Raw genomic sequence first — 18,328 nt, 5'->3', positions numbered from 1 at the left:
GGTTTAAGTATGGGTTTGTATCCGCCTCGCCGCAAGATCGCAATTGCCGCTGAACGGCTGGCGGTCCGAAACCAACTGCCGGGCCGATGGTTAACCGGCCCTTCCTGCCCCTCCCGGAATATCCGATAAGCCCGTTTAAGCTCCATTGACGATAGAGAGGCATTTGGAAGCGGTTATCGCAATTTGTGCGGCTATTTACCTGCTTTCTCAGGACAACTTTACCACCCGTTTAGCCCAGGGGTTCGAAATACGGCTGGAACCAACGGGATCGGTAACAGCCATGTCTGGTAGCTCAACTTGCAAACGGATTCGCAATTCGCTGGAGCGTTTCGGTCGAGATTTTCAAGGTAATATCGCACCAATTTTCGCGATCGCCCTGCTACCGGTATTGGGATTCGTGGGGGCCGCCGTCGATTATACGCGAGCGAACGCGGCACGCTCCTCAATGCAGGCCGCCCTGGATTCGGCGGTGCTGATGGTTTCCAAGGACGCTGCGGCCAACCCGACCATGACGTCCCAACAGATTACGAACGCGGTGCAGCGTTATTTTACGTCACTTTACAACGACAAAAGCGCATTCGGCGTTACCGTAAGCGCGACCTATACTCCCAGCAGCTCATCAGCGGCGGCAAAGATCCTCGCCTCCGGACAGGGCGCGATCCAAACCGATTTCATGAAGATCGCCGGCTTTCCGCAACTCAGTTTCGGCACCAGTTCCACATCCACATGGGGCAACTCGCGCATGAGGGTGGCGCTGGTGCTCGATAACACCGGCTCGATGTCGTCCAACGGCAAGATGTCCGCGCTGCAAAGGGCGGCAAAGGACATGATCGATTCGCTCTCGGCTTTCGCCAAAAAAACCGGTGACGTCTATATTTCAATCATTCCGTTCTCAAAGGACGTCAACGTTGACACGTCCAATTACAACGCAGCTTGGATCAACTGGGCCGAATGGCTGGGCGAGCCTCCGGTCCTCGACCCAGCCTCGTCTTACGGGGGCTCGAAGCCAAGTAATTGGGATGACATCGTTGAAGACTCGAACTGCCCCTTTAAAAAAAATAGCCACGGGTTCACCTGCGCCGACCGTCCGGCAACTTTAAGCGGAGCCAAAAGCGACACCAAAAGAATTCCTTCCAGCGGAAAGTATGCCGGGTACATTTGCCCCAGCGTAGATAGCGGCAGCAAAATCCCGGGCAAAGCCGGCGTTTTTTACAACGGGTGCTACCGGACGGTGAAAAACACCATCGCTACGGGATCAGGCGCGAGTTGCGGATCCACCCCGCACTGTGATTGCAGCGGGAGTGGCCGGAACAAGGTTTGTACCCAGGTGCTCCACCCTTGGCGCGATACGGACAACCCGGGAGCGGCAGCGGCCGCCCCAGCCGCTCCGCAGCCGTCCGCTGCGGCAAACGATGGCGGCTGGACTGGCTGCATCAACGACCGCGACCGGGAATATGATATTTCAAATACCGCGCCCTCTACGGGCAGCGACGGAACGCCCTCCACGAAGTTCTATGCCGAACAGTGGAAAGACTGTCTGCCGGCCACCATCACGGCCATGAGTTCTCAATGGAGTACTCTGAAAAACCAGATCGATGCGATGACGCCCAGCGGCAATACCAACCAGTCGATCGGTCTCGCCTGGGGATGGCAATCGCTCAGCACGACCAACGGTCCGATCGCCGCGCCGGGGAAAGAGTCGGGATACGTCTATCAGGACTATATCGTCCTTCTGTCCGACGGACTGAACACGCAGAACCGCTGGTACAGTTGCCCCCCCTCAGGCCCCTGTCCGACGATCGATGCGCGGCAGGCGCTGCTATGTCAAAAGGTCAAGGACAGCGGCGTCACCATCTTCACGATCCAGGTCAACGTCGGCAGCAAAGATCCTCTGTCGCAAGTGCTGCAGAACTGCGCCTCCGACGGGAATTTCCAGATGATCACGTCGGCCACCGAGACTGCCGACGCCTTTCAGAATATTCTCACGCAAATCTCTCAGCTCCGCCTCGCCAAATAACGCGTTCGGCAGCCCAGCAAAAATTCGGCCGATGCACGGCCTTTTCGAGCGAAGCATGTCCTCGCGCCTGGCCCGAAGGATAGATACCGGGTCGCGTGAAGAAAGCGCATCAAGTCTACATGCTAAAGTTTTCATCGCTTTCAGGAAACGGTGAAAACTTTAGGTGGCCGGGTTTTTGTTTTTCGCGAATTATCAGCGAGCCGTTGGCACGAACTTCGCGGCAAAATCTTCAAGCGGCTTATAGGCTTGTTTGGCGAGATCGACGTAAAGGCTGCCTATCTTCTGGGACTCATTGACGAGCGTCTCGTAGGCCGTTCTGGCATATTCGGTCTGCGCCTCCATGGCTTGTTCCCACGATTTCGCTCCGGCGAGTTTCTCGGTGAATGCTTTGCCGTCTTCAAAAGACTTTCGCGTGTAATCGCCGAAGGCTACAGCGATTGCCTGAACGCCCTTTTGAACGCCACCCGCAGCTGTCGTCGCAGCGTCGAATTGTTCCTTACCCTGCTGCTGGATATCGTCGACCCTAATCATAATAATTTCCTTTCATTACAGGCGGGTAGCCGCCGATTTTGTGTATTTATTTTATAGTGCATCGCACAATGAAATTCAAGCATTATTGTGCGACGCAAAACAAGCATTCAACTTAAATCCGCCAGGTGCCATCAAGAGTTGCTTAACTCTTTGGAAACTCCGGCCCCCTACCCTGATGTCCACATCTTGAGCGTTCCTGGTGACAAAGAAAAAGCACCATGGGGTCAGGCTCTTAGCCAGAACGGCAATCCGACCTGCCACTTCGCCTAGGGAACCGGTTGCGCCGAACGTTCAGATCAGACGGTCCCGGCACAATTTTGCCTCACGAACCGGTGACTAAAAGTCGAAATGGGGACGGGGAAGTACATGCTTCGCACCACCTTGGCTTCGCACACTATGCGAGTTGGCGCGCTCGGACTTGCAGCGATGGTCGCCGTCGTTTTTACGATCGATCAGGCGGATGCGCGGCGCGCTCGTCATCATCATCGCCACCATCAGCAGGTGCGGCAGAGCTACAATCCGCCATTCGCTTCGATCGTGGTGGACGCCAATTCGGGAGCAACGCTGTCGTCCGTCAATCCCGACAGTCCTCGTCATCCGGCATCTCTCACCAAAATGATGACGCTCTACATGCTTTTTGAACGTCTTGACGCCGGCAGGATCAGCCTCGACTCAGAAATGCGCGTCTCAGCGCACGCGGCGGCGCAGGATCCGACGAAGCTCGGTTTGCGGCAGGGCCAGACCATCCGCGTCGAAGATGCGATCAAGGGACTGGTGACGAAATCCGCCAACGACGCCGCGGTCGTCATCGCCGAGGCGATCGCGGGCGACGAAGACGACTTCGCCAGAATGATGACGCGGAAGGCTCGCGCGCTCGGCATGACGCGGACGGTCTATCGGAACGCTTCCGGTCTTCCCGACGACGATCAAATCACTACCGCGCGGGATCAGGCCACGCTGGGCCGTGCATTGCAGGATCGTTTCCCGCGCTACTATCGTTACTTCGCGACCACCTCCTTCACGTTCCGCGGCCGCACCGTTCGGGGCCACAACCGCCTGATCGGCAGCGTCGATGGCGTCGATGGCATCAAGACCGGTTATATTCGATCCTCCGGATTCAACCTCGTCACCAACATCAGGCGCGGTAATCGCCATCTCGTCGGCGTCGTTCTCGGCGGTCGCAGCGGCAGTTCACGCGATGCGACCATGCGTAAACTGCTGGCCGAGAATCTCGACAAGGCCGCGACGCGGCGGACGGTTGCCGCCATTGCCGAACGCAGTACTGCGGAGGCCAATGCGAAGGCGGCCGAAGATCAGGCCCGCTCACGACCCAATAGCCTGAGGCAGGTGGACGGCGCCGTTCAAGTCGCATCCACGGCGCCTGAACCCGTCGCACTGCCGACTGAACGTCCCGCCCGCTCGCTGACAACGGCCTCGACCACCGCGTTGCCCCCCAGGCGGCCCACATCTGAACCCGCTCCGTTGACCAGCGGCGTTATCGAGACCCAGCCTATCGACGCCGTTCCCGGTTCCACCGAACCGATGAAGCCGGTGCGGGTCAAGACTGTGCAGGTCAGGGCGAAATCGGTCAGGTTGGCTTCGGCCGGCCCGGCGCCTTCTGTCTCGCCAGCCGCCGGCAACACCACAACGGATCACGACAGGACACCGGAAACGTCGGGCTCCATCGTAGCGCGGGCGAACATGCCACCGCAACCCGCCAACTTTGGCACCGGTCAGGGCATCCTGGGCGTCCTTCCGGCTTCGAGTCTTCCCTCTTCGACAAAGCAGGCGATGGCTCATACGGATTCCGGATCGGCGATTCAGCCGCGGACAGTTCAGAAGAATGGCGCGCTCAAACCGGTGCCGTCGCATTCGGGCTGGATCATTCAGGTCGGCGCACTGGAAACGGAGAGTCAGGCGCGTGAACGTCTCGAGGCGGCCCGAGGTCGCGCGCCCAAGGTGTTGGGCAAGGCCGATCCCTTCACTGAGTCCGTCGCCAAGGGTAACAAGAAACTGTATCGCGCGCGCTTCGCCGGTCTCGACCGCGACGAGGCCGAAGCCGCGTGCCGCACCCTGAAGCGTTCGGATATATCCTGCATCACGATCAAAAACTGATCGCAGCCCGCATTTTTGTTCATGCGACGTCAGGATCGATCCAGGCGTAGGTGATCCACGTCCTGTCCCCGAAATCATCCCGCGCAAACCACTCGTCAAGAATTGGCGGATAATGTTCAAAACAACGATCGACCCGACGGACAACGGCGGGCGAAAATGGGGCCTCGTCCGACAGAGAATAGTAGCAACTCGCAGTGTAGCGTTTGGTGGCGTTGTTGGAGTTAACTGCGATGAGTGCGAAGCAAAGTATCCTTGGCCGCGTTTACGCGGGCCGCCAGATACGTCGACCCCCCCTGGTCGGGATGCAGTTTCTTCATCAACCCCCGATGCGCGCGACGAATCTCGTCCCTTCCCGCCCCCGGCTGCAAGCCAAGGATCTGATAGGCCTCCTCGTCAGTCATTTTTCCGCCAGGCGGCGCGTCGCTCCTCCCCCCTGCCGGATCGCCTTGCGCGTTATGACGCCAGGCGGGAAACCGGCGGTCCAGATAAGTTTCAAGTAACGCGCAGCTCTCCGCGTCGAAGCCGGCCATCATTGCAAGAAGCCGAGGCAGGTCGAAATCATCCAGTGAACGGCCGGCGTCTGGTCCGTCGATGATCTGTCCGCCGAGACGACCGCTGTCGTGATCCAGGACCATATCGAGAAACTGCGAACGAACCCGGGAAGTATGTCCGGTGGTCGTATGCTGCTGCATTCCCACGCCCAGAAGTCTGGCGAAAAAGGACATGCCCGACGGCGACCACCCCAAAAGTCCGACGCCGAGGGCCGCCAGCGGCAGCGCAAGCGCCAATTCGCCCTTGATGCCGATAAAAGCCGCCATCGCAAACGCTATGATGCCGCCGGCGAGCCTGATAGCTCGCGCCAGTACCGCTGGATTTGCTGCTCGCAGCAACTGGAGCAGCAAATACAGAAAAAGGAAGGTGAAGAGGCCTGCTATCAGGGTCGGCATGGCGAATAAATAGTAGTTTGTCGCAGGCAACGAAAGCGGCTGTATGCAGCGGCCTACGGCGGCATAGCGACGCTACGACAATGCGAGCTACGGTGCCAACTTCATCTGGCCCAATAACCGGGTCGCACTTGTTACAGTTGTCGACAACCGCTGCAAGGCCTCCCGGCCGCCCGCGGCGTAAGCTGCGGCCGCACGGAGCAATTCGCGCAACTGGGTCGCTGCGCCAGGATCGAACCGACACCATGCGCCTCCGGTCAGCCGCGCGATTTCGCGAAAAGCCTGCTCGGCGACCGCATCATGTCCTTCCTGGAACATGAACATAGGGACTTTCAATAATCCCAATTCTCCGGCTTTCGCACAAAGATTGTCGATCGACTCTTCCATTGCGTCGCCGACAAACACAACAGCCTTGATACCGGAAGCAACCGCTTCACTGCGCGCATGCGAGAGAACCTTGCCAATCTGAGTATTGCCGCCGCGGCAATCGATGGTGCTCATCAACCTTGCCAGCTTTGCACTGTCGGATATCCAGCCGCTGGAACGACATTCGTTGAGTCCGCGATAGTAGACGAGGCGAATGTCGAGGCTGCCGATGCCGACCGCTTCGCGAAACATATCGGCTTGTAGAGCGCAGGCCATGTCCCACGTCGGCTGCCGGCTCATGGTAGCGTCGAGCGCGAACATCAGCCTGCCGTGGCCACCTGCCGCCGCGTAAGGCGACATGGAACGCGCCTTGGCCACGAATGCAGCTATATCGGACGACGACGACGATTTCAGATCGGGCAGCGAAGCATCTCTGTCGGACAACTGGCTCCGGCAGGTCGACGGCTTCAGGGGACGTTTCGGCGGCTCCGGATCGTAGGACATAGAGACTCGCAAGGGATTAAAGGCACTATGTGGCGCAAACCGCTGATAATTCAAGCGGTATGCATGTGGCAGAGAGCCGGCTGCCCGATCAAAACCAGACCCTGTCTGTTCCACCGTTGTCGGCCACTCCTGAGTGGGGAATCGAGCGATTCAGCGATCCAAACTCTTCCGGACTTTTTGAGAGTATAAGGTCATATGTTCGTGATGTGAGGTTATAGCCGTGGGGCAAAATCGTTTGGCTAGAGCCTTCCGCTTATGCAAACCAGTTCCCTCCTCGGGTCAGGCCCGAGGGCATGCTTCGCTCACGACGATCTCAAAAGGCCGGAGTCTATTTTTGTTTTTGCGTCCTGAGCCCTGCCGCATCAGCATGACGGGCTTTGATTTCGTCAGCCGCCAACCTTGCCGGCATATTGCTCGTCCGTGACGTGTTCCATCCAGGTGACGGCGCTCCCGTCCAGAGCTTCATGCACCGCGATGTGAGTCATGGCCGTGGCTGGCGCCGCGCCGTGCCAGTGCTTTTCACCCGGTGAAAACCATACCGTATCGCCGGGGTGGATTTCGCGGATCGGCCCGCCCTCGGACTGGACCAGCCCGACGCCGGAAACCACGTAGAGCGTCTGGCCGAGCGGATGAGTGTGCCATGCGGTGCGCGCACCCGGCTCGAATGCGACGCTCGCGGCGAGGACGCGCGAGGGTGCGTTCGCGGTCGCGATGATTGGTTCGACCGAAACCGTGCCGGAAAAATATTCCCTGGGCCCAGGTTTTGCCGGCCGCGAACCTGCCTGATGGATATCCATTTTTTGACCTCCCGGGTTGTCGCGCACAATGCGCGCCGCCGACAAGAATTTATTGGAATTGCATACGTCCTTCATGTCAACTCGGTATCTGAAACGCTTTTTCATCCGTCACGAACGAAACTTATTGATCGGCCATGGCTACGCCGCCTCCGCCCCCTCCCCGCCTGCTGCCGAGCGGTGACGCCGCCGTTACGGTGGAATTCGGCCGCGTCATCGATGAACTGGCCAACCGTCGCGTTCTTGCGCTTGATCGCGCGCTCGCGGACACCCCGATCGACGGCGTTACGGAAACGGTGCCGACCTATCGATCGCTGCTCGTTCACTACGATCCCGTTCGGATCGATGTCGAAGAACTTGCGGAACGCCTGTCCATGCTCGCGCGGCTGCCCGTTCCACCGACAAGCTCGGCCCGGCGCTGGCGCATTCCAGTTGCCTATGGCGGCGAGAACGGCATCGATCTGGAAGATATCGCGAACACGTTGAACATGACGCCTGACGACGTCGTGGCGCGCCACGTCGCCGGCGACTACCGTGTCGCCATGCTCGGGTTTACGCCGGGCTGGTCCTATCTGAGCGGCCTCGATCGTTCGCTGCATATCCCACGGCTGCGGAGCCCGCGTCTGCTTACGCCATCGGGCGCAGTTTCGATCGGAGGTCTTCAGGCTGGCATCCAGTGCCTTGCCGGACCCAGCGGCTGGCGCCTGTTGGGACGAACCGCCGTGCGCACTTATCAACTCCATCGCAATCCTGTTTTCCTGCTCGAACCCGGAGACGCCATTACCTTTTATGCGATCGACGGCAAGCAATTCGTGGAACAGGATCGCGCTGCCGAACGCGGCGAGATTGTCGCTCAATTGGTGGCGCCGTGAGCAAACTCGTCCTCACGGCTGTCGGGCCCGCGACCTCGGTTCAGGACGGCGGGCGCTACGGCGCGCAGCGCTATGGGCTGACGCCGAGCGGCGCGGTGGATCGCCTCGCGCTGGCTGCAGGTAACTGCCTGGTCGGCAATCCGCCCTTTGCCGCAGCGATAGAAATCGGCCCATTCAGCACAAGCTTCGCTGTTCGCGAAGGCACGGTGCGTGTGGCGCTCACGGGAGCGGTGCGGGATGCTGAAGTTTCGGGACGATCGGTTCCGTTCAACGAATCGTGCACGCTCGTCGGCGGCGACAGCCTGACACTCGGCGCGGCGCGTGACGGCATGTTCAGCTACCTTGCGATCGAAGGCGGAGTGAAGGGTGAGCCGATGTTTGGCAGCCTCGCTGTCAATGCCCGCGCTGGCCTAGGCAGCCCATTTCCGCGGCCGTTCCAGGCCGGTGACGTACTCGATGTGGATACGGCAAGGGCTGGGATCGAACACGGAATCGAACTGCCCATTCAAGCCGACGGCCCGATCCGCATCGTGATGGGTCCGCAGGACGATGAATTCGGCGAGGCTACGGAACTATTCCTTGGCAGCGAATGGAAAATCTCCGCGGCGAGCGATCGCATGGGCTATCGTCTCGAAGGCCCGACCATCAAACATCTTCACGGCCATAACATCGTTTCCGATGGCACCGTGAATGGCAGCATTCAGATTCCCGGCAGCGGACAACCGATCGTTCTGATGCCAGATCGTGGCACCACCGGTGGCTATCCAAAAATCGCAACCGTCATTACCTCGGACCTCGGTCGCTTCGCCCAAATTCCTGTGGGCCGCAGCTTTCGATTCAAGGCGGTCACCATCGCCGAAGCGCAGACTGTGGCGCGCTCCATGGCGGACCTGTTGCGAACGCTGCCTGACCGTGTGTTCGAGATACGCAACGCGAACATCAATGATGCATTGCAGAACGCCAATATCGGCGGAACCGCGGTGAATGCATTCGACAGCGGGACGTGGCAGACTTGGCCGCCATTGGAGCAATAAGAACCGCTCTTCATATCGGACGAATCATGACCATCGACCTCAACTGCGATCTCGGCGAAAGCTTCGGCGTCTGGCCGATGGGCGACGATGCCGCCATGGTCGAGCTTGCGACCTCCGTTAACGTTGCCTGCGGCTTCCATGCCGGCGATGCGGACACTATGAAGAAGACCGTCGATCTCGCCAAGGCGCACGGCGTCAGCATCGGCGCACACCCCGGCTATCGCGATCTGCATGGCTTCGGGCGACGTCCGATCGCCGGCATTACGCCGAGCGAAATCGAAAACCTCGTCGCGTACCAGATCGGCGCGCTTCAGGCGATCGCCACTATGGCCGGGCACAAGGTCACGCATGTGAAGGCGCATGGCGCGTTGGCCAATGTGGCCTGCGAGGACGACACGACCGCGCGCGCAATCGCTTCCGCGATCAGGGCTGTCGACCCCGATCTCATCTTTGTGGCGCTTGCAAACTCGCGCCTTGTTACGGCCGGCGAAGCTGTCGGCCTGCCGATGGTGCACGAAGTGTTCGCAGACCGCGCCTACGAAGACGACGGATCGCTGGTGTCGCGGCGCAAGCCCGGCGCGGTGCTGCATCATGCGGATGATATCGCTCGCCGCGTTGTGAGAATGCTTCAATCCGGAGAGATTATTTCAATCACCGGCAAGGCAATAAAAATGCGCATGGACACCGTCTGCATTCATGGCGATACGCCGGGCGCGGTCAGTATCGCGCGCGCAGTGCGCAAGGCGCTCAAGGATAATGGAATCGAGGTCGCGCCCTTCAGGGCAATGAAATAGCCGTTCCGTCAGAACGGATGGACAGCGAGCGAGCCGAACACCACCGCGGCGATCAGGGCGAGCGAGCCATAGAGCGCGAATGTCTGGAGCCGCACCACCGTTCGCTCGTTCAGGCTACGGGCGCTAACGTTCAGGCGCTCGGATCGTTGTTGCATCTTTGGCCTCCGGCTCAACACGGACCAACAATGAACGACGGTTCCCATCATGGGCAAGATCGCGGAAGAAAATAACGATGGGATTCTTCAGAACGCGGCTTATCCAGACAGAAATTCTCTTCTTACCCGTTACGGGAAAAATTCCATTCGCGGGTGGTCCGGATGCTGCGGCGCAGCTTTACGGCTTGAGGATTATGGCTCCCGTCGTCCGACGGCCTTCCAGGTCCGTCTGAGCTTTCGCCGCGTCCTTCAGCGCGTAGGCATGATTGATCTGAACGTGCAGCCTGCCATTGATGACGGCGGCGAACAGCGTATCGGCGCCTTCAAGAAGCTCACTGCGCGTCGCCACATAGTCATTCAGTTTCGGGCGCGTGGCGAACAGTGAACCACGACGACCAAGTTCAGCCAAAGCAAACGGCGGCACTGGACCGGAGGCGTTGCCGAAGCTGACGAACGACCCGCGAGGTCGCAAACAGGATAGCGAGCCTGGAAAGGTGGTCTTGCCGACGCCGTCATAGACCACGTCGCATAATTCGTTGCGGCTGATCTGCTTGACGCGTGAGACGAAGTCCTCCTCATTATAGAGGATAACGTGATCGCAGCCATTGGCCAGCGCGAGGTCCGCCTTGGCCTTCGACCCAACGGTGCCGATGACGTTCGCACCCAGCGCCTTCGCCCACTGGCAGGCGAGAAGCCCAATGCCGCCCGCCGCGGCATGGATCAACACACGATGGCCGTGCTCGACCTTGAAGGTCTTGTGCAGGAGATACCAGACTGTCAGTCCCTTGAGCATCAGCACGGCACCCTGCTCGTACGTGATGTGGTCGGGCAGCTTGACCAGTTTGTCGGCCGGAATGTTGCGCTCGGTCGCATAACCGCCGAGATCGAAATAGTAAGCCACGCGGTCGCCGGGATGAAAATCGGTGACGCCTGGTCCAACGGACACGACTTCGCCGGCTGCCTCATTGCCGACGATAAACGGCGTGGCCGACGCCTTGTAGAGCCCACTCCGATAATACACATCGATGAAATTCAGGCCGATCGCATGTTGTTTGATGCGAACCTCGCCTTGCGCCGGTGCAGGTAAGTCCACGGCCTCATAGACCAGCGCCTGGGGACCGCCGACGTGATGAACGCGTACCGCCCTGGTCATCGTCCCTTCCTCCCTGCCGCCTGCACTCCTGAAAAGGAACGGCATCGGGATTATGTTGTCAACTCGACCGCCCAGATAACTGAACTTCACGCGGTTCAGTGGCTCGTCCTATCGCGATTGCGTCTCGCCAGCACATTGAACATTTCCACCGACGCGGAGAACGCCATCGCAAAGTAGATATAGGCGCGCGGGATGTGAAAATGGAATCCGTCGGCGACGAGCGCGACCCCGATCAGCACCAGAAACGCCAGCGCCAGCATCTTCGTTGTTGGATGATTGCTAACAAACCGGGACACCGGCCCCGACGACAGGTACATGACGAAGCATGCGATAATGACGGCTGCGATCATAATCGCGAGATCTTTCGCCATGCCGATCGCCGTGATGATGGAGTCCAGAGAGAACACCAGGTCGATGATGATGATCTGCACGATGACTAAAAGGAACGCGCGTGGTTTCGGTGTTTCGTCCGCCTCGTGTTCACGCGCTTCTACCTCGCCATGGATCTCGTGCGTAGCCTTGGCGATCAGGAACAAGCCGCCACCGATCAGGATGATGTCGCGCCAGGAGAATGCGAAGTCCAGCACTGTTAACACCGGCGTGGTCAGGCCGATCAACCAGACCAGAACGGTGAGCAGAGCAATGCGGAAGACCACCGCCAACGCGAGTCCGATCTGGCGCGCTCGCTTCGCCTGCTTCGGCGGAATCCGCGAAACAATCACTGACAGGAAAATGACGTTGTCGATGCCCAGCACAATCTCGAGCACAGTCAATGTCACGAGTGCAGCCCATGCTTCCGGGCTGGTCAGCAATTCAATCATCGGTTCTCTGGCCTCAGGAGACGGATCACGGCATCGCCACAGACGACGTAAAGCGCAATGGCGCAAAGCGCGGCAGTGACCGGCATCGCCACATTGAAATCGTTGATAACGGCCACCATCGCAAGCGCAGCCCATACTGCGATCAAGGACAGATTGAAACCGCGAAACCGCTTCACCCGTACCGGATGCAACACCCTGACAGGAACGAACGTCAGCGCGATGAGCGCAGCGATGGCAAACGCTGATACCGCAGGCGATGGATGCAGCAGGAACAGATAGAACGCCACGGCGTTCCAGAGCGCCGGAAAACCGCGAAAGTGATTGTCCTCGGTTTTCATCCGGCGATCGGAAAAATAGAGCGCGCTGCTGATCACGATGCCTACGCCCAGCAAGGGCGCGGCGAGCGGAAGCAGCAGCCCGCTCGCGATAATGGCATAGGCAGGAACAAACACGTAGGTGAGGAAGTCGACAACCAGATCAAGTATCTCCCCGGACCAGTTTGGCTGCGCTGCCTCGACATTCAACCGCCGCGCCATTGGCCCGTCCAGGCCATCGATCAGGAGCGCAAGCCCCAGCCAGGCAAACATGGCCGCCCAGTGCTCCCGCACGGCTTCGAGCATGGCGAGCAGCGCAATTCCGGCCCCAGTCGCTGTGAAAACATGGACGAACAGCGCGGCAGCGCGCGACGTTCGGGATCTGGATAGCGGGTCCTGCCGGCTTGGTTGGCTCATTTGCACATCTTGCTAACAGGAATCGAACCGGTTTGTATAATGCTCGTTGCGGCGGTCCGCCGCGCGAGCGACAGGGAACGGCTCCTGCCGGTTCTGACCCTGCTCGTCTGCGGGCTTGAAAATGTCGCTGCGAATGCCGATTGTCGATCCATGAATGAGAGCACGAAACCGGCCTTTGATGTCGCGGTGGTGGGCGGGGGGCCGGCCGGATTGGCTGCGGCGATCGCCCTGTCCCATGCCGGGGCGCGGACAGCGCTGATCGCGCGGCGCGTTGGCTATGGCGATAATCGAACAACGGCGCTACTGGGCGGTTCCGTCGATCTGTTGCGGCAGCTTGACATATGGCCACGTTGCGAGGCCGATGCCGCGGCGCTTCGTGTCATGCGGCTCGTCGACGATACCCGGCGTCTTATCCGGGCTCCGGAGGTACGTTTCTCCTCTGCCGAGATCGGATTCGATGCGTTCGGCTATAATATTGAAAACCGCTCGCTGATGGCCGCCATGGAGGCGCGAGCCGCGGAAGCGGGAAGCCTCACGCGGATCGACGGCGAAGCTGAGCACGTAACGCCGGACGAAGCCGCAGTCACCATCAGGACGTCGCAGGGAGAGACGTTGACCGCTCATGTGGTCGTCGGCGCCGATGGACGGCAGTCGCATTGCCGCAAGGCCGCGGGAATCGGCATTACACGTCGTGCGCTCGATCAGGCTGCATTGACGTTCAATGTCGCGCATAGCCGGCCGCACAAAAACGTCTCGACCGAATTTCACACGCCGCATGGTCCCTGCGTTTTCGTACCATTGCCCGGCAACCGCTCCAGCGTCGTCTGGGTCGCCTCTCCAACGGAGGTGACAAGGCTTTCCGCCCTAAGCGACGCTGATTTGGCCGAAGCCGCCGAACGGCAGTCGCATTCGATCCTTGGACGGCTTCAGGTCGGCCAGGGGCGAAATCTGTTTCCGCTGGGGATCGAGCGCCCGGCGCGCTTTGCAAGCAACCGCATTGTACTGGTCGGCGAAGCGGCCCACGTTCTACCGCCGATCGGTGCGCAGGGGCTGAACCTTGGTCTGCGCGACGCCGCCGACATCGCGGATGTTGTCCGTGACGCTCTCGCTTGCGGCGAAGACCCAGGCGCATCCCGGACTCTCGCGCGATTTGAAACGGCCCGGCGCAGCGACGTCCTAAGCCGGACGTTCGCGATCGACATGGCGAACCGGTCGCTGTTGAGTGATTTCCTGCCGATCCAGACCGCACGCGCGCTCGGGTTGCACTTGATCAGCAAGGTCGGCCCGCTCCGACGTCTTGCCATGCGCGAGGGTCTTTCGCCGTCGTGGCGGCAACGTTCATACAAAGAAACCCGATTCGGGTCGCCGTGAACGAGTCGGATTCAACTGCGCTGAATCAGACTCTAACCTTAGCTTTTTGATCGAGCATGATCTTCTCCTCCGAAAGCCGGTTTTCCCTTTTCGGGATCATGTTTTCGAGCGAAGTGGATACTGGTTCGCGCGACGGAAACGCGTCAAATCAGAATCCGAGAACCCCGCTTGCAATTCAATCAGGAGCAGAAAGGCTCTAGCTTCGACCGCAGTCCTGGTCTATTCGGTCAAGGATGATCAAAGCGCGTATCGCCAAATTCCAGATCGGCCAAATCGTTAGCCATCGGATTTTTTCATTTCGTGGCGTGATCTTCGATATCGACCCGGTCTTCAACAACACGGAAGAATGGTGGCTCTCGATCCCGGAGAATATCCGGCCCCATAAGGACCAGCCTTTCTACCATCTGCTTGCAGAGAGCGCGGATTCCGAATACGTGGCTTATGTGTCCGAGCAGAACCTTCTGTCGGACGACTCCGGTGAGCCGATCCGGCATTCGCAGGTTACGAAGATTTTCGTCCAGGACGAATCCGGCGGCTATCGTCCTCGCAATCCCTCCCTGAACTGAAGGCGCGGCTACCCATCAATAAAAAAGCGCCCCGCGAGGAGCGCCCTTTTATTCGTCCTTTCGAGAAAGCTATTGCTTGGCGGTAGGTGCTCCAGCATTCCGCTGAGTGGCTTCGAGTTTCGCGCGCGCCTCGGCGGCCCGCTTCTGCAGCTCTTCCTGCAGCTTCTTGTTGCTCTCTTCGAATGCCTTCGGATCGGTCGGCGGCCCGTCATAAGCCTTGGCGAACTCAGCCAGCGGGAGTGGCAATGTCAGCGGTGCGCCGTTGGAATTGATCGCCTGCACGATCAGGTTCTGGCCCTTCTTCAGGTGCGCGAGCATGTCTGCCGTCAGTTCATAATCCGACATGCAGCCATTGGTGAAACAGATCACGTAAGGGCTCTGCTGCGGCGGATTGCTGTCGATGATGATCCGTGTTCCATGGACGAGTTGCATGCCGAGCGGCAGCGTCACGCGGAGGATCTTCTTCGGCTCGCCTTCCGGCTCGATGATGACCGCTGCGATCACGACTTGGCCGGATTCGATCCGCCCATCCTTGCCAGTAAAGCAGATCTGCTTGGCCTTTGCATCCTGACCCTTCAGGCAGAACTTGGTCCAAGGCGCATAGATCAGCTGCACCTGCTGGTCGGCCGGCGCTGACGGAGTCGCTGGCGCTCCCTTTGCGGCTTCCGCCTTGCCTTTGGATGAGGCGGGCGGATGCTGGGCAAAAGCGTCCGACACAAATGGAACGGCCACAAGCGTCACCGCGGCGAACAGGGCAAAGGCCCGCCCGCGAAGCAAGGCGGACGCGGTCAAGAGACGAAAATTCATTGCGGAAAACCCTTTCCTGAACGCCAGTGGTCCTATTCTAACATTCGCGGTTTCGTATCAGCGGGCCTTCTGCGAATGTGAAAGCGAAGGACCGCTTGCAAACCCAATTGCTGTTGGAGTTCCGAATTCGACACTCGTGTTCCCGACGCGGTCGGCTGGCAAAAATGTCGATTTCACTCCACTAGACTCGCCCCCGAAGGGCAGGCGTCGGCGCAGACCATCTGGCGGCTGTCTCTTAGTGAAATGAGGCGGTTACGTGACGGTTCGCGCTATCATGGTCAATTGCCGGCTTTCAATACAAGGGCTCAGAAAAAGATCAATGGCAACATACGTTTTCGACATCCCTTTCATACGAGGTCGGGGCAATTGTGATAAAATTTCTTGTGAGTAAGTTCGAATCAAAACGGACCCGGCGTTTTCGATGAGACCGCGTCACCGCAGCCGGACAGGAATGTGTCTGACGCTGGCGGTCGGGCTGATCGCTGCCGGATGCCAAGATGTTCGGGCGAATCCAGGCTATGCCATCGCAATGCATGGCAAACCAGTCTTGCCGCCTGATTTCAGCGAGATGCCATATGTCAATCCGGACGCTCCCAAGGGCGGGAAGCTGGTTCAGAGTGTTTCCGGCAGCTTCGATAGCCTCAATCCCTTCATCGTCAAAGGCGTCGCGCTCCAGCAAATTCGGGGTTTCGTGGTCGAAAGCCTGATGGTCCGAGGCAACGACGAACCCTTCACACTCTACGGTCTGCTGGCGGACAAGATCGAAACCAACGATGCCCGCACCTACGCCACCTTCCATCTCAATCCGCAGGCGCGCTTTTGCGACGGAAGGCCCGTCCGCGTCGAAGACGTACTCTTTTCCTGGCAACTCCTCCGGGACAAGGGCCGCCCCAATCATCGGCAATATTATTCGAAGGTTGCAGCGGCAGAGGCGATCGATGAGCGCACAGTACGTTTCGATTTTGGTGGAACCGAGGATCGCGAACTGCCCTTGATTCTCGGTTTAATGCCGATTTTGCCGAAACATGCCATCGATGCCGCTACTTTCGAGCAGACCTCGATGACCGCTCCTTTGGGGTCCGGGCCGTATCGCGTGACCGCGGTCAAGCCTGGAGCCAGTGTGACGCTGACTCGCAACCCGGACTACTGGGGGCGCGACCTGCCGGTCAATCGCGGCCTGTGGAATTTCGACGAGATCAGGTTCGACTTCTATCGGGAAGCCAACAGTCAGTTCGAGGCGTTCAAGCGCGGTCTATATGATTTTCGTGTCGAGACCGAACCGCTGCGCTGGCACGAGGGGTACGACTTTCCGGCTGCGGGCAATGGCCAGCTCGTTCGGGAAGCTCTCAAGACCGGCCTGCCCGCACCCTCGGAATATCTGGTGTTCAATACGCGGCGGCCGATATTTTCCGATGTTCGCGTCCGCGAGGCGCTGACGCTGCTGTTTGATTTCGAGTGGATCAACCGCAACTATTTTTTCGGACTTTACAGCCGCGCCGGCGGCTTCTTTGCAGGATCGGAGCTATCCGCCTACGCACGCGCTGCGGACGAAGGAGAGCGGTCGCTGCTGAAGCCGTTTCCGTCCGCCGTGCGCGGCGACATTCTCGACGGCAGCTACCGCCTTCCGGTGACCGACGGTTCAGGCCGGGACCGCGAGACCCTGCGCATTGCCCTCGCGCTTCTGACGCAAGCGGGTTATGAGTTCGACGGCACGGTTTTACGTCATCGCTCGACCAAGGCACCCCTCGCCTTCGAAATGCTGGTGACCACCCGCGATCAGGAGCGCATCGCGCTCACTTACGCGCGTGATCTCAAGCGGGCTGGCATTAAAGTGTCCGTGCGCTCGGTCGATGGCGTGCAGTTCGATCAGCGCCGGCTCGGGTTTGATTTTGACATGATCCAGAATCGCTGGGATCAATCGCTGTCGCCCGGCAACGAACAGTCCTTCTACTGGGGTAGCGAAGCCGCCGACATCCACGGCACCCGAAACTACATGGGCGTCAAGAACCCGGCGGTCGATGCCATGATCGCAGCCATGCTCAAGGCCCGGCGGCGGCCGGATTTCGTCGATGCGGTTCGCGCGCTCGACCGGGTCCTGATGTCCGGATTTTATGCAATTCCGGTCTACAACGTTCGAGAACAATGGATCGCGCGCTGGAATCGGATAGAACGACCAGTAGCGACCGCGTTGACTGGATACCTCCCCGAAACATGGTGGCGAAGGCCGCCGAAGCCGAGCAAGTGATTTCGTGCTCCAGAACAATCCATCGCCCACGCTGGATGAACTCTTCGACCGCATCCTCGCCCGGCAGCCGGATCGACCGGCGCTGATCGATCCGCCCGACAAGCTGCGGGTGACGGGACAATCGCCGCAGAGCCTGACCTTTGCTCAGGCGGATCGGGCCGTATCGGCATTGGCGGCCCACTTTATCGACGCCGGTTTGCCGGTCAATTCGGTCATAGCCGTACAATTGCCTAACACCATCGAATTGGTGCTGACGGTGCTTGCCGCTTATCGCGCCGGTCTGATTGTCGCGTTATTGCCCCAGCTTTGGCGTCAGGCCGAACTCACTGTAGCGATCAATCGTACGGGGGCGCGCGCGATCGTCGCCATGGGCAACATCGACGGCGTCGATCATGCCGATCTCGCAATGAACGCGGCCGCGGAGGTATTTTCCGTCCGGCATGTCTGCGGTTTCGGCAGCAATTTGCCGGAAGGAATGGTTCCGCTGGACATTGCCGCCGACAGGAAA

18 protein-coding genes are annotated in these 18,328 nt (G+C 59.5%); 9 read left to right on the top strand and 9 right to left on the bottom strand.

All coding sequences use genetic code 11. The features are described 5' to 3' along the window. The first annotated feature begins 163 nt into the window (after positions 1-163). A complete protein-coding gene (locus NB311A_RS15195) occupies positions 164-2,017 on the top strand; it encodes a pilus assembly protein (protein ID WP_245257011.1) in 1,854 nt (617 codons plus the stop codon). Positions 2,018-2,209: 192 nt separating this feature from the next. Here the strand turns inward: NB311A_RS15195 and NB311A_RS15190 are convergent, their stop codons facing one another. Then, positions 2,210-2,548 (bottom strand): phasin family protein, encoded by a 339-nt coding sequence (locus NB311A_RS15190; RefSeq protein ID WP_009799576.1) that lies wholly within the window; start codon positions 2,546-2,548, stop codon positions 2,210-2,212. 366 nt (positions 2,549-2,914) lie between these two features. On the opposite strand from NB311A_RS15190, the gene NB311A_RS15185 reads away from it, so the two are divergent. Next, the gene (locus tag NB311A_RS15185) at positions 2,915-4,663 is read left to right on the top strand and encodes a serine hydrolase (RefSeq protein WP_009799577.1); all 1,749 of its coding nucleotides are present in this window, start codon (positions 2,915-2,917) and stop codon (positions 4,661-4,663) included. Positions 4,664-4,884: 221 nt separating this feature from the next. On the opposite strand, the gene NB311A_RS15180 is transcribed toward NB311A_RS15185, so the two are convergent. The 3 genes from NB311A_RS15180 to NB311A_RS15170 form a co-directional block, all read right to left on the bottom strand. Then, positions 4,885-5,610, bottom strand: a complete 726-nt coding sequence (locus NB311A_RS15180) for a DnaJ domain-containing protein (RefSeq protein WP_009799578.1) — start codon at positions 5,608-5,610, stop codon at positions 4,885-4,887. 87 nt (positions 5,611-5,697) lie between these two features. Beyond that, positions 5,698-6,477, bottom strand: a complete 780-nt coding sequence (locus NB311A_RS15175) for a hypothetical protein (protein ID WP_009799579.1) — start codon at positions 6,475-6,477, stop codon at positions 5,698-5,700. 386 nt (positions 6,478-6,863) lie between these two features. Beyond that, positions 6,864-7,274 carry a cupin domain-containing protein gene (locus NB311A_RS15170; RefSeq protein ID WP_040675593.1) on the bottom strand — a complete coding sequence of 137 codons (411 nt, stop codon included), beginning with the start codon at positions 7,272-7,274 and terminating at the stop codon, positions 6,864-6,866. Positions 7,275-7,408: 134 nt separating this feature from the next. Here NB311A_RS15170 and pxpB point away from each other — a divergent pair, with 134 nt between their 5' ends. The 3 genes from pxpB to NB311A_RS15155 are packed head-to-tail and all read left to right on the top strand — an operon-like array spanning position 7,409 to position 9,971. After that, positions 7,409-8,143, top strand: a complete 735-nt coding sequence (gene pxpB, locus NB311A_RS15165) for a 5-oxoprolinase subunit PxpB (protein WP_009799581.1) — start codon at positions 7,409-7,411, stop codon at positions 8,141-8,143. Next, positions 8,140-9,177, top strand: a complete 1,038-nt coding sequence (locus NB311A_RS15160; RefSeq protein ID WP_009799582.1) for a biotin-dependent carboxyltransferase family protein — start codon at positions 8,140-8,142, stop codon at positions 9,175-9,177. The genes pxpB and NB311A_RS15160 overlap by 4 nt, the downstream gene beginning before the upstream one ends. Before the next feature lie 26 nt (positions 9,178-9,203). Then, positions 9,204-9,971, top strand: a complete 768-nt coding sequence (locus tag NB311A_RS15155) for a LamB/YcsF family protein (RefSeq protein WP_009799583.1) — start codon at positions 9,204-9,206, stop codon at positions 9,969-9,971. Between the two features lie 8 nt (positions 9,972-9,979). On the opposite strand, the gene NB311A_RS22095 is transcribed toward NB311A_RS15155, so the two are convergent. From NB311A_RS22095 to pcsA, 4 genes are all read right to left on the bottom strand, one after another. Then, positions 9,980-10,126, bottom strand: a complete 147-nt coding sequence (locus tag NB311A_RS22095) for a hypothetical protein (RefSeq protein WP_009799584.1) — start codon at positions 10,124-10,126, stop codon at positions 9,980-9,982. Positions 10,127-10,304: 178 nt separating this feature from the next. Beyond that, positions 10,305-11,279: a quinone oxidoreductase gene (locus NB311A_RS15150; protein ID WP_009799585.1), complete on the bottom strand. Its 975-nt coding sequence runs from the start codon at positions 11,277-11,279 to the stop codon at positions 10,305-10,307. A gap of 95 nt (positions 11,280-11,374) precedes the next feature. Next, the gene (locus tag NB311A_RS15145) at positions 11,375-12,100 is read right to left on the bottom strand and encodes a TerC family protein (protein WP_009799586.1); all 726 of its coding nucleotides are present in this window, start codon (positions 12,098-12,100) and stop codon (positions 11,375-11,377) included. Next, positions 12,097-12,831 carry a phosphatidylcholine synthase gene (gene pcsA, locus NB311A_RS15140; protein WP_009799587.1) on the bottom strand — a complete coding sequence of 245 codons (735 nt, stop codon included), beginning with the start codon at positions 12,829-12,831 and terminating at the stop codon, positions 12,097-12,099. The genes NB311A_RS15145 and pcsA overlap by 4 nt, the downstream gene beginning before the upstream one ends. A gap of 150 nt (positions 12,832-12,981) precedes the next feature. On the opposite strand from pcsA, the gene NB311A_RS15135 reads away from it, so the two are divergent. Both NB311A_RS15135 and hspQ read left to right on the top strand, forming a co-directional pair. After that, positions 12,982-14,202, top strand: coding sequence for a UbiH/UbiF family hydroxylase (locus tag NB311A_RS15135; RefSeq protein ID WP_040675589.1), 1,221 nt, complete (start codon positions 12,982-12,984; stop codon positions 14,200-14,202). Positions 14,203-14,435: 233 nt separating this feature from the next. Then, entirely contained in the window at positions 14,436-14,768 is a 333-nt protein-coding gene (gene hspQ, locus NB311A_RS15130; RefSeq protein WP_009799590.1) for a heat shock protein HspQ, read from the top strand. Between the two features lie 69 nt (positions 14,769-14,837). Here the strand turns inward: hspQ and NB311A_RS15125 are convergent, their stop codons facing one another. Further along, on the bottom strand, positions 14,838-15,575 hold the full coding sequence (locus tag NB311A_RS15125; protein ID WP_009799591.1) for an invasion associated locus B family protein: 738 nt from the start codon (positions 15,573-15,575) through the stop codon (positions 14,838-14,840). Between the two features lie 451 nt (positions 15,576-16,026). On the opposite strand from NB311A_RS15125, the gene NB311A_RS15120 reads away from it, so the two are divergent. Beyond that, complete coding sequence (locus NB311A_RS15120; protein ID WP_009799592.1) at positions 16,027-17,820, top strand: extracellular solute-binding protein; 1,794 nt, start codon at positions 16,027-16,029, stop codon at positions 17,818-17,820. 4 nt (positions 17,821-17,824) lie between these two features. Beyond that, positions 17,825-18,328 (top strand): class I adenylate-forming enzyme family protein (locus NB311A_RS15115; protein ID WP_009799593.1); only part of this gene is annotated, 504 nt, incomplete at its 3' end.

Origin of the sequence: Nitrobacter sp. Nb-311A (assembly GCF_000152905.1) — a bacterium.
GTDB lineage: Bacteria > Pseudomonadota > Alphaproteobacteria > Rhizobiales > Xanthobacteraceae > Nitrobacter.
This window is presented reverse-complemented; position numbering and strand designations above follow the sequence as displayed.